Below are 15,150 nucleotides of genomic sequence, written 5' to 3'. Positions count from 1 at the left end.
ATTTATTTTTTATGTACATTACTATTGTATACCTTTATTCAATTAATTTCCACTAAAGTTACATTTTTATAGTTATTTTCTGCTCACCCGACTTGTAATTGCATGTGAAGAAGATCTGTACTACAATAAAGCACTGCGCGTATATGACTTTAGCACAATGCTTTTATATTGAAAATTATGTTAAAGATTTAAGGATATTTCTTCGTACAATTCATCTCTTTCATCTGAGTAAAGCCATCCTTCATCTTCTGCATAATCAAATATTTCTTCTAAAAGTATATTGTATTCTTTAGCAAAAACTGCTGGGTTTCTTTTATATTTATCAATCGTTTTTTCTGGGAAATCGTTCTTTCTCATCTTCTCTTCAAGCACAAGTGCTTTTAAATATGTACTTCCTATGAGTTCTCTAATCACATTATATCTATAACTTCTCGCACTACATATATAAAGCCTGCATATTACTGGTCTCTCTTCATATATAGTGCATAGATTTGTTTCTGTTATGAAATTGCAGTCAGTTTTCTTATCTAATACGTACTGATCAAAATCCCTATAGTAATTTCTCTTTTTAACTAACTTTTCCTCCACGAAATTAGAAGCTGCTTCATTATCCCACTTACTTAGTTTATTTACGCATACATTATCCATTTCTACAGACCAAGACTTTTTGCAGCAGCTCTCCTCGCACCCATTACAATCAAGAGGATTATTACTTAAAAATATATCAATAGCATCTAACACATCTTTAACTGTTGTATTTTTAGTAATTTTATCATAATTTACTTTTCCTTCGTCATCAAATAGTAATTTCATTTTATAGTTCCTCTATTTCAAATTATTTTTTCTTAATAAAAAGAGCCTAAAGCAGAAAATTTTCAAAAAATACTTTCAACTTTAGGCTAAAATTTTTAGTCTGTTAATATTCAGGTAGTTAAATAATAACTACCTGTAAATTTTTAATTTCCCCAAGAATGCTTCCGAGACACAAAATGTGGAAGTCGCTTTTTTGTAAGTAAAATAGTTTTATATTATAATAGTTAATACTATTAGTAACGCTATAATTTATTACTTAAACTTTCTCTTTCTAGCTTCTTCTGACTTTTTCTTTCTTTTTACGCTTGGCTTTTCATAGTGTTGTCTCTTTTTTGCCTCTGAAAGGATTCCAGACATTGAACATTTCTTTTTAAATCTTCTCAATGCTTGCTCTAGAGATTCGTTTTCTCCTACTTTAATTTCTGACATACTTTTATCCCTCCCTCCGGCGCTGTATTGTAAACCACATTAATAGTTTACAAATATAAACTCATATTATACTATACATTATTTACTAAAATGCTGTCAATGCCCTAATAGTTTAGTAATAAAGTCTTATGATACTTCTAAGCTAGATATTCTGTGGCCCTCTGCACTTTTTAATGTATATAAAAAAAATCTGACAGGTGAATTTATTTTTTTATTCTCGTGATTGTATTCAAGATTATTTCAATATATTGTTTAATAATTTGCCTACAGATTTAATTGCATTATATTTTTCTACGAAAATAAAATTATTATACTTTGTAAAGACTTTACTTTCAGGGGTAGTTTGTAAAATAGAAAAAGAACTCCCACATAGAGTGAGAGCTCTTTTTACGAATCGAAAATTAAGAAATTTCTATCCTTTTAATTTTAAGAATTAGGATAGTCAGTAACTGATTGCTTAATATTACCAGACTTTGCTGTATTACCTGTATTATTTACTACGTGTGTTATCTCACCATTACCAGATAAAAATACTGAACATGCATGGTGTACTTTAACTCCAGACGTGTTTGGAACCTCTATTCCATTATTTTCTGATACTACAGCATCCCTAAAGTATGAGTAAATTCCTGATCCAAAAAGCTGATGAGAAGTAACCGAATCAGCCACTTTGTAAGAAGCATATCCGTTTTGAGTACCATTATTGCTCATCCAAGATGCTTGATTTGGAACATCATATGGTAATTCACTTTGATAGAAGTATACTTTTCCGCCATTACCATTCCATATTGTTTGATACTCCTTAAAGTGCTCTACAAACAATCCATATAGTGTTACATTATTACCATTTACAATAACACCATTTTTTGCATTGTTAACTGTCCAGCCTACTCCTGTACCGTGATCCGCACGCCATACCCAGAAATCATCGCCTATAACATTATTACTATTTATTTTTAGACTGGTATCAGCATTTCCTACTGCTGCCCCACCAATTCTAAAGAATAAATCACTAAGACTTGTAGGATTAGCTGAGTGATCAGAAGAACTTCCATCTTGTCCAACTTTTAATAATACTGGTGAATTCTTTGCTCCAGCATCAAAAAGAATTCCAGAAACTTTTACTCCGTCAACATCTGAAATATTCATTGCAGCAGTACCATTGTCTGGGATCAAAGTTGCAAGTCCAAGACCTAATATAACTGTATTAGGCTTTGTTACATTTATAGCATCACTAAGATGATATACTCCAGGTGTAAATATAATGTTCTTTCCCTGGCTAAGGGCTGCATTTATGCTTTCAGCTGTAGATGTATCTGGTTTCGCTATATAGAACTGATCTATAGATAATGATGTACCTTGTCCTAAACCATTTGCCCAAGTTACTCCCTGAGAATTTTTCCTAAGATCAGGAACAAAAACTTGGTAATTTCCACTATCATCAATATAAAGAAATGGTTTTTCTCTAACAGCTGGTGTTTGACTGACTACTGTATCTGGTGTTGATGGATATGCATTGTCATCTGTAGGAGCTCCATTATTCCCTACAAAAACCATGTTCCAGTTTGCGCCATTCCAAGCTCCCATTTGACTGTTTCTAGTAAAGAATTGTTGTTGTGATCCAGAAGTAATTGAATTATCAATCTTTGAATCAGCTATAAATCCACCACTAGACCAAGCTCCATCATAATTAGTTCCAAGTGGATCCCATAAAGACAATCCACCTTTAATGTGAACACGTCTCATTGGTGCAGCTTGTGATACTGCCCAAGTTAAGGTTCCTGCTGGCGCTAAATTATTAGAAGAATAAGTTGGAGTCACAGCAACATTTTCAACCGATCTCCAGAAGTTACAAGTCGCATTTCCTCCCATCCAATCTGCTTCACAACGTACTGCACCAGTTATATTAACAGCATCTGGTGTCTTTCCAAGTCCTAATACAGATGTAAAGAAACCTACATTTACATTTACATTATATGAACCTGGCTTAAACAAAAAGGCATATCTTTCATTTCCAAACTGATTTGTCTCCATCTTACTAAATACGCTATCAACAGTATTTTGGATATCAGAACTTGGCATTGATGGATCAAATATTTTAACATTTGGACCCAAATCTACATTGTTAACTGTATTACCATCTGGAGTACCGTATACTTCAAATTCCCATAGAGAGTAGCCATATTGTGTAGTTCTTGATGTTCCAAGCATTCTTATATATCTTCCAGTTGCAGTAGAATTAAAAGTTATGTTTTCTACTCCTCCTGTTCCTCCTGTTTTTGTATAAGCATCTATCCAATTTTTATTATCAGTTGATACTTGTATCTTATAATCTTTTGCAGCAGCAGTTTCCCAATTTAGTTTTACTCCTGATATATTATAACTTCCACCTAAATCAATAGATATCCATTGAGGATCACTGCCTTGAGCAGACTCCCACCTAGTTCCTACATTTCCATCAACAGCTAAAGAAGCAGTATTTCCACCTGTAACTGAAGATGAAGTTGCCGGCTTATTTAACGCAATATTAGTTGCTACTGCTGCACTTTCTGTAGATGCATTTGAGGTAATTTCACTGTTTGCTCCTAAACTTACAGTTTCAGCCTTTGTGATAAATGAAGTTGACATAAACATAGTAGTAAAGACAGCCATTGAAAGAGTTAATGATAAAATTCTTTTATTTCTCCTAATCATTATTAAACTACCTCCTAAAAATACAATTTAACCTTATATTTTGAATATTTAGCTTCTTAATTAAAATACTCTACTTGTTTTGTTGCAACAAAGACATTAATTTACTTAACTGCTTTGAGGTTAAGTTTTATATTTTACTTCACTTATACCCAATACTAAAGCGCTTTAGCATTAAGCATGATGAAGGTAAATATCGAATTATTAAACTTATTTAACTGAATTTATTTAATTAGTAACTGGAAGTAGTTTTTATGTCGAGAATTTAATTGAAACGTATACATAGAATACTTCCCTTTACTAGATAACAAGAATTTGACTTATTAGATGACTATATTTACAAAGTTGCTAAAACTTTAAGTTTATATCTTCACTAGAAATCATAAATATATTTGTAACCTCAAGGGTCATAATATGGAGAAAACATTTGAAAATAAGCTATCAATAATATTGCTTTATTCATTGGTGATTTCATTATAAACGAGAATTTTATAGTTACGTAAAGAACTATTTTTATGATATGATGCTTGTGATGTGTATGCTTTACTTTATATCTTGATAATACTCTGATAAAAATCCAAAGTAAACACCCCTTTCTCTAAACGTACATATTTTAGAATAAAAAGTAAACACCCCTTTCTCTAAACGTATATATTTTAGAATAAAACGTAAATCTACAGTGTGTTTTTTGTAAATATTCTTTTTATTCTTAAAAATGTGTGTTTAATTCTTATAAAAATGCAAAAGCCATCCATTTCACTGGATGACTTTCTATAATGTTAATATAACTTAAATAATTTCACTGCTGTTTTTGCAATTTTATATACAGGTGTTTCAAGCTCTCTGCTTGCATTCTTAAGTTCTTTTCGAATCTCTATATGCTGTGGACAATGGTTTTCGCATTTACCACATTCAACACATTGTGAAGCACTGCTTGGATTTTTACGCACTGCAGTGCACATTAGATAATTATGCCTGCCTGACTTTTTATTCTCAGAGTACATAAGATTATACGAATGAAAAGTTCCTGGTATATCTACCCCCTTAGGACATGGCATACAATATCCACAACCTGTGCAGCCAACTTTAATATTTCTATTTAGCTCATTTTTAATCTGTTCTATTAAGTCAAAATCTTCTTTTGTGAATTCATCAACCTCCACATTACTTGCAATATCTATATTTTCACGAAGCATTTCAAGTGAGTTCATTCCTGATAATACGCATGTAACCTCAGGCTGATTCCAAAGCCATCTAAATGCCCATTCTGCTGGAGTACGTTTCTTTGAATTTTCCTTTATTATGTTCTTAGCTTTTTCAGGTAATAAATTAACTAATCTTCCACCACGTAATGGCTCCATTATAATTACAGGAAGACCTTTTTTATTAGCAGCCTTTAATCCTCTTTTTCCTGCCTGGCTATGTTCATCTAAATAATTATATTGAATCTGGCAAAAGTCCCAATCATAAACCTCTAGTAGCTGAATAAAAGTTTCTGTATTTCCATGATAGGAAAAGCCAACATTACGAATTTGCCCATTTTGAACTTTCTCTTTTAACCAATCATCTGCTCCTAATGCTTTTAATCTGTTCCAAGTCTGCACATCAGTAAGCATATGCATAAGGTAATAATCAACATAATCTGTTTGGAGTCTTCTTAATTGTTCTTTAAAATACTTTTCTAAATCCTTCTTTGACTTAACCATAAAATGTGGGAGCTTTGTTGCAATAAATATTTTCTCTCTACATTTATTTCTTTTTAAAATTTCCCCAAGTGTAGCCTCACTACCTGGATAAACATAAGCCGTATCAAAGTAATTCACACCGTTATTTATTGCTTCCATAATTTCTTTTTCTGCTTTATCTATATCAATGCTGGTTCCTTTTCTAGTAAAACGCATACAGCCATAACCTAATATTGATAACTTATTTCCGTTTTTATCTTCTCTATATTTCATTTTTGAAGATTCCTCAACAGAACCCATCATTGCAACCACCTCATCAACAATTTATATAATATATGTATATTATAACAAATTGAACTTTTTGCCAATAGCTGATTTAATATTCTTTCGTTAAGAAAAATGTGGTAAATCTGACTTTAAAATATAATTGATTGTTAATTAATTTTAGTATAATATTGTTGTTACCCCTCAGTAAACTGCTTTAATGATAAATAATACATTCAAAATCCTAGTAAAGCAACTGCTGAGTTTAAAATAAGATGTAGAAATCTGATTACTGTATGATATTAAATAAAAATTTCTAAGACAGGAGAATAGAAAATGAAAACTAAAAGAAACTATGGTTTCAATGACTACTTTGAGTTGTTTTTATGTGCTCTTGCTGTAATTTGTTCTATTTATTTTCTTATTAAGGGCGATATGCAAAGAACACTTCAACCCATATTAATAATCCTAGTGTTAACTGTTATAAAAGTATTAATAAAGAAAAGTAGAATTCCAATTTCGACTGGTTTAAGATTTTCTATTTTAGCATTTATTTTTGTTACTATGTTTTTTGCTAATGAATTTAAAGGTTATTCATTTATACCTTATCTTGATAAAATAGAACATCTGTCGTCAGGGGTTATACTCTTCTATATAGGTTCGTTAATATTGGAACTTATAAATAAAAATGAAACAAATAAGCTTAATATAAAAACAATTATCCTTTTTAGCCTTTTCTTTGCAATAGCTATGGCTGGAGTTTGGGAAATTTACGAGTTTACAACTGACAGATTATTTGGACTTAGAAGCCAAAATAATAGTCTAGTGGATACTATGGGAGACATTATCTGCGGAAGTATTGGCGCCCTATTTACTAGCATTTACACTTACAAAAATTTTAAAGTAAACTTTAAAGTTTCATCAGAAGTGATTGGTGATTCTGACAATCTATAAAATAGATTTTAATTATATCTTTAAGATAAATAGTCTATATTTGCACATTAATTAAAGGCGTCTAGTAAATTTAGACGCCTTTAATTTTTTCTTTATACATAAATGAAAAGCTGTCGAAGTTATCGACAGCCTAAGGCTTCCTTTCGGAATCTGATTTTATTAATTTTTGAAATCTTCAGGCTTTAAGCTGTTTACATACCCTAGAACATCATCTAATTTCTTTGAACAACACATTGCATCTGTACCGCCACCATGATAGTAAACACAAAATTGTCTTTTATTTAAATAAAAGATATGGTAACTTCTCTCGCCTACTTGTCTTTGTCCTAAGCAAACCTCATCATCATAATCTATTAAATTTCTCAAAACTTTATTGCTAGCATCTACATCTTTCATTCCATCTATTTCAGAAAATCTTGAAAAGAATTTAAAACTATCCATTGTTTTCATACATCTCACTCCATTCACAAGACTTTATTAATTAATAATAATTATTTGTTAATAAAATTATAGCATAATTTTCATGAGTTGTATATTGTTTCTAAATTTTTTTCTTATAGATTATTAATAATATTTTATTTTAAAGATATTATCTAAATTCTGTTGTTCCATCAGGATATTGTGCAAATCTTCCTTTTTCTCTTGGGTGAACAAAATCGTCACGTTCCCATGGCCAGCCCCCAAAACCAGTGCTCTTATAGTCTGCAAAAGCATCCATAATTTCTTTATCTGATGTCATAACAAAAGGTCCATAACTTACAACTGGCTCTCCAATAGGTTCTCCTTCTAAAAGCAGAATACAGCTTTCCTTAGCACCATTTTCTATTTTTACAACTTCATCACCTGTAAGTTTTACACTATTATAAACATCAATATCAGTTCCTTCAATCCGTATTGTCTCTCCCTCATAGAAATAAATAGTTCTATTTAATGTTGAAGATACCTTTTGAAGTTCTATACTTGCTTCAGGTTCCATACGTATAATACATATTCTTACATGATTATTCTCTTTACTTGCCCATGAATTAGGCGAAGGTTCTAAGCTTTTAGTACCATTATAAGTACCAGAAATAATTTTTACAGTACTTGTTTTTCCATTATTGTCTTTTGAGTTTATAACGGATATATCCTCTGCCCAAAGCATTTTATAATGTGGTTCAACGAATTTATCTTTCTTAGGCAGATTGAGCCAGATTTGAAATAATTCTAGTGGATTTTCCTTTTCAGTATTAACTAAAGGGAACATTTCCGTATGATTACAGCCTCTACCTGCAGTCAGCCACTGCACATCATTAGCTCCATAGCGTCCTGTAGCACCAGCTGAATCAGCATGATCAACATATCCATTTAGAACTATTGTGACTGTTTCAAACCCTCTGTGAGGATGCTGAGGGAAGCCTGGAATGGTATCTCCATGATACATGTTCCATCCATCAATTCCTCTAAAGTCATTTCCAATAGTTCTTCCATACAAAGATGCATCTGGTCCCATCTCACTATTGCCCTTTGGATAAGCATCCTTATGATGTGCACAAAATATAAAAGGATCACTTGTCTGCCACTGTGAACTTAGCTTGCTTATTTTAAGTATATTATTTTTTTCCATTTCGTAACCTCCCTTGATACTTCATATAATTTATAAATAGTCTTTAATAATTCCCCTATAATATCAATCAAGTTAGAATTATCTAATTTTTAAAAAATATATTGATTAAATTTTCTCCATTTTATTATATGTTACTTTTGTAAAATCAATCAAAGCTTATAAATTTTATTAATTGATAATGATTATTATTTATCGATAAAATTATAGCACAGCTTTCATTATTTGTATATTGCTTCTAATAATTTATTGCATTTTATTAATACTTAGTATATAGGAAAAATTTCTCTACTGTATACATATTCTTTGCAAAGTCCGTAAGTCTATCTGAAATGTTGAGCCATTTATATTTAATAAAATGAATTGAGAAAACTTTAACAATAAATTTCACGCTTTTTATGCAATATCGTAAATGAACGATATTGCTATAGAATTATTTGATATTACATATTATTAATTTTCCTTCTAAATTTTAATGAAATGGCGGTTAAACTCATGTATTAGTATTTTTCGATACAAATATTATCTTATTAACTTATAAAGTAAAAAAAGGTTATTAAAGGTGATAAATAATTAACAATTTTGCTCGAAAAATGTTGATTAATTGTAATATATTCTATATAATTATCTTTAAAGGATGGAAAAATAATCTTTTCTCCAAACTTTAAAATAATATATGAAAGTGAGGATATCATATTGAACCAGGTAAACGGAACAAAAGAATGGTCTAATCCTAGTCCCGCAGGCCTAGTTGCTTTAGCAGTAGCAAGTTTCTGCTTTTTTGCCTTATTATCAGGAAGAGTAACAAGCGGAGCCTTGCCACTTCTTGGATGCTGGCTTATTGGAGGTTTTGTCGTACAAGTTGTAGTTGCTTTAATCGATTTAAAAGGTGGCAATACTACTGGGGGAAACACATTTTTATTCTTTAGTGCATTTTTTATGTTAACAGGCGGAATTGAAATGCTCATTAAATTTAATGCAGTAACTAACGGAATTTCTCTAGATACGCGCATGGATGGTTGGGCATGGTTAGTACTTAGTATTTCACTTATCATGTGGACACCAGCATTCCTCAAAACACCATTAGTGTTATCCCTAATCGTTTTTGCTTTAGATCTATCTTCGCTCTGTATTTCTCTAATTGATTTAGGAGTATTACCAAAGATTTTTTCAAATATACCTGCCTTTGGATTATTAATAGCAGGTATTTTAGGAATTTATCTTGCCGCTGCAATTATTGTTAATACCGCTTTTGGTAGACAAATCTACCCTTCACCAGGTCCAATTATTAAATAGATATCGTCACTTTAACTGCACTAATCTATTTACTAAAAAGTAAATGTATACATAAAATAAAATCTCAGGTTCAACAGTAACCTGAGATTTAGAATAAAAATAAAGACTAAAGTTCTCCTATATACAAATAATATTAGAGAACTTTAATCTTTATTGTTTTTTCTTCTTTAGAGGACATCTTATAGGTACACAAAGGATGCATAGTTATAATAACATCTCTGTGCACAAATAAAATTCACTTTATTTTAATGCGTTTAAAGCAGCTTCGTAATTTGGTTCTGATGTTACTTCCTCACAATATTCTACATGAGTAACCTTGTTATTTTCGTCAACTACAAATACTGCTCTTGTTAGCAAACCTAATTCCTTAATGTAAGTTCCGAATTCCTTACCAAAGCTCCTATCCTTATAATCTGATAATGTTTGTACTGCATCAATGCCTTGATTTCCGCACCATCTTCCTTGTGCAAAAGGTAGATCCATTGATACTACATATATCTTTACATTATTTAATTTTCCAGCTTCTTCATTAAATTTTCTTACTTCAAGATCACATACTGGTGTATCTATTGATGGAACACTTACATATGCTCTCTTTCCTGTAAAATCTTTTGAATTAACAGCATTTAAACCATTATCTGTTACTACGAAGTTTGGCGCAGTATCACCGACTTTAATTTCTCTTCCTTCTAATGTTACTTCATTTCCTTGAAATTTAACTTTCATAATTCATTCCTCCTAAATTATTAATATTATATTTTAACTATTTTCTTAGTGGTTTATCAAATATTTTTCTGCCCCATATATACTAACGGCTCCATCAGCAGCAGCTGTAAGTACTTGCCTAACTTCTTTTGTTCTAATATCTCCTATGGCAAATATACCATCTACGTTTGTTTTACAGCTTTCATCTGCAATAATATAACCATTTTTATCTAAAGCTACTAAGTCTTTAACTAATTCTGACGATGGATCACTTCCAATTGCTACAAAAACACCATTAACTTCTAAATTATCTATCTTACCATCTTTATTATTTTTAATTTCTATACCACTTAATTTTTCTTCTCCATTAAGTTTTGTAACTCCACTATTCCAGATTATTTCAACATTATTTGTTTCAAACAACTTTTTTTGTGCAGATTTATTTGCTCTAAGTGAATCTCTTCTGACAATTACATACACTTTTTCAGTAATTCTCGAAAGATGAAGTGCATCCTCTACTGCTGTATCTCCACCACCTACAACAGCAACTACTTTTTTTCTAAAGAAGCCTCCATCACAAGTAGCGCAGTATGATACACCCTTACCTGTAAGTTCTTCTTCTCTATCAACTCCTAATTTTTTAGGCTTTGCACCCATTGATAAGATTATGACCTTACTTTCATAAGTATTCACTCCAGTTATAACTTTTTTTATATCTCCATCAACTTTTATATCTATTACTTCTTCATATTCCATAATGCTTCCAAAATCTTTTGCATGTTCATACATAGTATTGGCAAGTTCTGGCCCTGTTATGCTGCGAAAACCAGGATAATTTTCCACTTCATTTGTAGTAACTATCTGGCCACCTTCATATTGTTTTTCAAGCATTAATGCATTTAATCCGGCTCTACCTGCATATAATGCTGCTGTAAGGGCAGCTGGTCCTCCTCCAATTATAATAATATCTTTCATATTACCAACACCTCTCCTACTAATCATTTATATATTCTTTGATAATATACAATTTATAAAAATTCCACTAAGTTGTTATAAATTTAATTATTTAATTTTATAAAATTAAATTTTGTTATATTTTATTTTATAATATTATATTAGCTTTAATGATATAATAAGTCAACTATTTTGCAATAAAAAATTTGATATTTATTAAAAAATTATTGCGTATAGATAAAATAATCATAAACTATACTTAGACTATGAAATATCTTTCAATCAGAAATCATAAATATATTTTCATAGCTTTTTGGAACAAAAGTGCGTTATTCATTTCGGTGAGGCACACTCATAAGTTCAGGTATTAGTTTAGTTATCTATAATTCTTAGATATTTTCATTATTCTTATTCTGAGTTTTAATTCTTTATGTTTAAACACAAAAAATATATAATATATATATTGCAAAAATAATCCTTCATCATAATTCTAAAAATACTACAAGAATTTTATCCGTAATTGTGAATTGTGAAATGTGCATTGTGAATTGCAAAATATATAGGAAAACTATAGCCTAGGCCTATAAATATAACTTCACCGAAATTGGTAATATATCTTTATGCTAAGTATCTTAACAGTGTTTCAAAGTAAAAATATGTATTACTTCAGTAGATTTAAACATAAGCCTAGTTTCAGATAGGAGAAAATAATAATTATGAATTTTATTAATCATTTTAAAACTATAACTAACCATAAACTATTAGTTATGAAATATTGTTTTAAAGTAGGTTTATATAAACAAGGATTCCTTCATGATTTATCAAAGTACTCGTTTGTAGAGTTTTCAGCTGGAATAAAGTATTATAAGGGGTATGCAAGTCCTAATGGTGTTCAAAAAGCTGTTGAAGGATATTCATCAGCATGGCTACATCATAAGGGTAGAAATAAGCATCATTTCGAGTATTGGATTGATTATGGAGTAAATGAAGTAGAAGGTCTTAAAGGAATGAAAATGCCTGTTAATTATGTTGTAGAAATGTTTATAGACAGGGTTTGTGCTTCAAAAAATTATTTAAAAGAAAAATATACTGATGAAAGTCCTCTTAGTTATTACGAAAATAGGAAACATTATTATGTATTACATGAAGATGTACGTGCTCTTTTAGAAAATTTGCTTAATAAACTAGCCAATGAAGGAGAAGACAAAACTTTTTCATATGTTAAAAACAACATTCTGAAAAATACAGAAAAATTTTATAGTAAAACACTTTAGTTTATTTTTCTTTGAGCTGCTCCCCAATATGGCTACAACCTCTTCTAAGCTGGGATTTGTAGAATGCAAATCCAGGCTTACTTTTAGATGTATTTTTTCAACCACTTTGTTATTATCTATTTCTATTTTACTGGTGGTTTCCATAATGGCGCCTCCATAAATGTAGTTTCTTTTATATTAGGAAGAATATCATATATAGAGCAATTCATCTGCTTTTCAAAATATTCTTTCATTTCAAATGTTGCATTCCAACGTTCTACAGTAAATGGAAAAGTTCCATAGCGTCTTGTAGTATTAACAAATCGCTTTTCTAACATACAAAATCCTTGAGCGTCCGCAAGTGAATCACAAAGAATTAATAATATATCATAGTCATCATAGGTTAAATCATTAATATATTTTCTAACAAATTTACTTTCTTCATCACTCATATCATTTTGTCCTATTTCTTTATCAAAATCAGGAATCGGAAATGAATGTGTCAAACAAATTCTTCCTACTTCACCCCAACCCTTTTCCAACATAAATTTATATCCGTCAATGCCATGTCTTCTTGCACTTATGCCATATCTTCTACCTATATCATGAAGAAGTCCTAGCACATAAGCTTTGTCTGGATTAAGATCACTACATTTTTTAGCAATAATTTGCGCTGCTAATCCAACATTTATAGAATGCTCTGTCCATGGTCCTTGATTTAATTGTCCTGCTATTTCTAATTCTTTTTCAGCCACTTCTCTACTTGGAAACATATTATCCTCCTAAATGTATCATATAAATTCTAATTTATTATTCTGATTTCAGTTGCTTAAATCACTATTTAATACTCTATGAATATGATGTTTGTTTATAAGTAAATTATAGCATGTTTTGTAAATGTTATACTATTATGTTTTCTAGTAGTACATTTTTTATTTACCGAATTAAATATTAATTAGATCATTTATATTTATCGCTAAACACACCAAAAATAAATATCTCATCCTCTAAATTTTTAGATTATATTATTTCTCAAAAGCTTTTTAACATCTCTGAGCCCTTATGTTTCCAATAAATTGTTAACTTTTTTTATTCTTAAATTCGTTCATTTTTACATTGTAAAAAAGTTTTGTTTGAAACTATGTTTCTTTAAAAGAATTTTTAATGGAAACTTTGAAAACTTGTTTATTTTTAACAGGATTTAAATTATGCTATGCCATATAATTAAATCCCTGGCTTATTATATTTTTTAAAGCTTAAATATAATAATATGCTAAGAAACAATATTCCAATTTCAATTAAGTTTCCGTCAGATACTAAGTATGCTATACACAGCAAAGGAATAAATATTATTATATAAGCAACTATATGTATAGCTTTCCATACAGATCTTCTTTCATCTCGAAACTTAATGCTTACTAATCTATCTATGTAGATTGTGCTTAGAATGGTAAATATAAAAATTATTATAAAAGGAATCATGTTATACCTCCATAACAAAAAAATATCACACTATTCATATATTGTTTTGAATAATGTGATATTAAAAACATATATCAACTTTTTAAGGTTTTGCACTAATAAAAATTTAACTTCATTGATCTCATGTTACAACTCACAATCTTTCTAGTGCATCATAACTTAATGTCTTAAATACTTGGCAGTAATTTTTAAATCCATCTTGTCCGATGATATAAATATTCGGCATGTAGTCCATTCTTACTTTTGAATATGTGATACGCTCCAATCCATTATCTATAGATGTATGATTACTTAAAGCCACATCTACTTTTTTACTCATTGCTTCACTAATAAAATAATCCAATGATTTGATATATTCTTTCACTTCATTCTTTGCCCATGGTGGTGTAGTACCACCCCATAATGCTGCCATATGAAGTTTGCCATCTTCTTCTACAGGAAATATATAGCTTAATCCTCCTGGAGTATGACCTGGAGTACCGTAAACATAGATTGTTTTATTACCTAATGTTATTGTATCTCCATCCTTAACATAAACATCAATTTTATAATCTTTCCACGTTTCTGGTCTATCAGGTTTTGCTGGATGTTCCTCCCAAAAAATATCATCTATTTTGGAAAGGTATGTTGGGACATGGTATTTATCAATAAACCATTTTCCACACCCTGTATGATCTACATGACCATGAGTCAAAACAAGTTTTTTTATTGTATTAGGATCCCATCCTATAAATTTAATTGCATTAACTATCGCTTCAAAGGCTTTTTTTGATGGCCAAATAGCATCTATCACTATAAGCCCTTCACTTGTCTTTAATACAAAACAATTTGTTTCTTTTTGTGCAACAATAAGCAAATCGTCAAAAATCTTTGCATGAATGAAAAACGACATATCCTCCATTGCTTTGATTGTTTCTTTCGTAATAACTGGCTTATTTAATCTATTCATCTAATATGCACCCCTCTGTACAATATTAATTTTATATTTGCACAGAGGATACTCTATTCTTAGGATGCATAC

14 protein-coding genes are annotated in these 15,150 nt (G+C 30.2%); 3 read left to right on the top strand and 11 right to left on the bottom strand.

What is annotated here, in order from left to right; translation table 11 throughout:
- Positions 1-180: 180 nt before the first annotated feature.
- The 4 genes from ACJDTP_RS18520 to ACJDTP_RS18505 all read right to left on the bottom strand — a co-directional run bounded on the left by ACJDTP_RS18520 (position 181) and on the right by ACJDTP_RS18505 (position 5,921).
- A complete protein-coding gene (locus ACJDTP_RS18520; protein WP_077840393.1) occupies positions 181-813 on the bottom strand; it encodes a YkgJ family cysteine cluster protein in 633 nt (210 codons plus the stop codon).
- 252 nt (positions 814-1,065) lie between these two features.
- On the bottom strand, positions 1,066-1,242 hold the full coding sequence (gene rpsU / locus ACJDTP_RS18515; protein ID WP_012058882.1) for a 30S ribosomal protein S21: 177 nt from the start codon (positions 1,240-1,242) through the stop codon (positions 1,066-1,068).
- A 426-nt stretch (positions 1,243-1,668) separates the two neighbouring features.
- On the bottom strand, positions 1,669-3,936 hold the full coding sequence (locus tag ACJDTP_RS18510) for a discoidin domain-containing protein (RefSeq protein WP_406762067.1): 2,268 nt from the start codon (positions 3,934-3,936) through the stop codon (positions 1,669-1,671).
- Between the two features lie 776 nt (positions 3,937-4,712).
- The gene (locus ACJDTP_RS18505) at positions 4,713-5,921 is read right to left on the bottom strand and encodes an aldo/keto reductase (protein ID WP_406762066.1); all 1,209 of its coding nucleotides are present in this window, start codon (positions 5,919-5,921) and stop codon (positions 4,713-4,715) included.
- A gap of 297 nt (positions 5,922-6,218) precedes the next feature.
- Between ACJDTP_RS18505 and ACJDTP_RS18500 the strand changes: the two genes are divergently transcribed.
- On the top strand, positions 6,219-6,836 hold the full coding sequence (locus tag ACJDTP_RS18500) for a DUF2238 domain-containing protein (protein WP_406762065.1): 618 nt from the start codon (positions 6,219-6,221) through the stop codon (positions 6,834-6,836).
- A gap of 159 nt (positions 6,837-6,995) precedes the next feature.
- Here ACJDTP_RS18500 and ACJDTP_RS18495 read toward each other — a convergent pair whose 3' ends face one another.
- Positions 6,996-7,286, bottom strand: coding sequence for a hypothetical protein (locus ACJDTP_RS18495; RefSeq protein WP_017210553.1), 291 nt, complete (start codon positions 7,284-7,286; stop codon positions 6,996-6,998).
- 139 nt (positions 7,287-7,425) lie between these two features.
- Positions 7,426-8,442 carry a pirin family protein gene (locus ACJDTP_RS18490; protein ID WP_406762064.1) on the bottom strand — a complete coding sequence of 339 codons (1,017 nt, stop codon included), beginning with the start codon at positions 8,440-8,442 and terminating at the stop codon, positions 7,426-7,428.
- A 693-nt stretch (positions 8,443-9,135) separates the two neighbouring features.
- Here ACJDTP_RS18490 and ACJDTP_RS18485 point away from each other — a divergent pair.
- Positions 9,136-9,735: an acetate uptake transporter family protein gene (locus ACJDTP_RS18485; protein ID WP_077840388.1), complete on the top strand. Its 600-nt coding sequence runs from the start codon at positions 9,136-9,138 to the stop codon at positions 9,733-9,735.
- 240 nt (positions 9,736-9,975) lie between these two features.
- Here the strand turns inward: ACJDTP_RS18485 and tpx are convergent, their stop codons facing one another.
- On the bottom strand, positions 9,976-10,461 hold the full coding sequence (tpx, locus tag ACJDTP_RS18480) for a thiol peroxidase (RefSeq protein ID WP_077843333.1): 486 nt from the start codon (positions 10,459-10,461) through the stop codon (positions 9,976-9,978).
- 45 nt (positions 10,462-10,506) lie between these two features.
- Positions 10,507-11,415, bottom strand: a complete 909-nt coding sequence (gene trxB, locus ACJDTP_RS18475; RefSeq protein ID WP_406762063.1) for a thioredoxin-disulfide reductase — start codon at positions 11,413-11,415, stop codon at positions 10,507-10,509.
- A 695-nt stretch (positions 11,416-12,110) separates the two neighbouring features.
- On the opposite strand from trxB, the gene ACJDTP_RS18470 reads away from it, so the two are divergent.
- Positions 12,111-12,668: a DUF5662 family protein gene (locus ACJDTP_RS18470; protein ID WP_078115441.1), complete on the top strand. Its 558-nt coding sequence runs from the start codon at positions 12,111-12,113 to the stop codon at positions 12,666-12,668.
- Between the two features lie 122 nt (positions 12,669-12,790).
- On the opposite strand, the gene ACJDTP_RS18465 is transcribed toward ACJDTP_RS18470, so the two are convergent.
- The 3 genes from ACJDTP_RS18465 to ACJDTP_RS18455 form a co-directional block, all read right to left on the bottom strand.
- Positions 12,791-13,420 (bottom strand): HD domain-containing protein, encoded by a 630-nt coding sequence (locus tag ACJDTP_RS18465; RefSeq protein ID WP_406762062.1) that lies wholly within the window; start codon positions 13,418-13,420, stop codon positions 12,791-12,793.
- A 451-nt stretch (positions 13,421-13,871) separates the two neighbouring features.
- A complete protein-coding gene (locus ACJDTP_RS18460; RefSeq protein ID WP_078115438.1) occupies positions 13,872-14,129 on the bottom strand; it encodes a hypothetical protein in 258 nt (85 codons plus the stop codon).
- 133 nt (positions 14,130-14,262) lie between these two features.
- Entirely contained in the window at positions 14,263-15,078 is an 816-nt protein-coding gene (locus ACJDTP_RS18455; RefSeq protein WP_406762061.1) for an MBL fold metallo-hydrolase, read from the bottom strand.
- Positions 15,079-15,150 lie beyond the last annotated feature (72 nt).

This window comes from Candidatus Clostridium helianthi (genome assembly GCF_045310795.1).
In the GTDB taxonomy this organism is placed as follows: domain Bacteria; phylum Bacillota; class Clostridia; order Clostridiales; family Clostridiaceae; genus Clostridium; species Clostridium helianthi.
The sequence above is the reverse complement of the archived record's forward strand: the minus strand, read 5'-3'. Positions and strand labels throughout refer to the sequence as shown.

Bases quoted from the DNA above. Each gene is read 5' to 3' on its own strand.
- ACJDTP_RS18520 (WP_077840393.1), bottom strand. From the start codon at position 813: ATGAAATTACTATTTGATGACGAAGGAAAAGTAAATTATGATAAAATT.
- rpsU (WP_012058882.1), bottom strand. From the start codon at position 1,242: ATGTCAGAAATTAAAGTAGGAGAAAACGAATCTCTAGAGCAAGCATTG.
- ACJDTP_RS18510 (WP_406762067.1), bottom strand. From the start codon at position 3,936: ATGATTAGGAGAAATAAAAGAATTTTATCATTAACTCTTTCAATGGCT.
- ACJDTP_RS18505 (WP_406762066.1), bottom strand. From the start codon at position 5,921: ATGATGGGTTCTGTTGAGGAATCTTCAAAAATGAAATATAGAGAAGAT.
- ACJDTP_RS18500 (WP_406762065.1), top strand. From the start codon at position 6,219: ATGAAAACTAAAAGAAACTATGGTTTCAATGACTACTTTGAGTTGTTT.
- ACJDTP_RS18495 (WP_017210553.1), bottom strand. From the start codon at position 7,286: ATGAAAACAATGGATAGTTTTAAATTCTTTTCAAGATTTTCTGAAATA.
- ACJDTP_RS18490 (WP_406762064.1), bottom strand. From the start codon at position 8,442: ATGGAAAAAAATAATATACTTAAAATAAGCAAGCTAAGTTCACAGTGG.
- tpx (WP_077843333.1), bottom strand. From the start codon at position 10,461: ATGAAAGTTAAATTTCAAGGAAATGAAGTAACATTAGAAGGAAGAGAA.
- trxB (WP_406762063.1), bottom strand. From the start codon at position 11,415: ATGAAAGATATTATTATAATTGGAGGAGGACCAGCTGCCCTTACAGCA.
- ACJDTP_RS18470 (WP_078115441.1), top strand. From the start codon at position 12,111: ATGAATTTTATTAATCATTTTAAAACTATAACTAACCATAAACTATTA.
- ACJDTP_RS18465 (WP_406762062.1), bottom strand. From the start codon at position 13,420: ATGTTTCCAAGTAGAGAAGTGGCTGAAAAAGAATTAGAAATAGCAGGA.
- ACJDTP_RS18460 (WP_078115438.1), bottom strand. From the start codon at position 14,129: ATGATTCCTTTTATAATAATTTTTATATTTACCATTCTAAGCACAATC.
- ACJDTP_RS18455 (WP_406762061.1), bottom strand. From the start codon at position 15,078: ATGAATAGATTAAATAAGCCAGTTATTACGAAAGAAACAATCAAAGCA.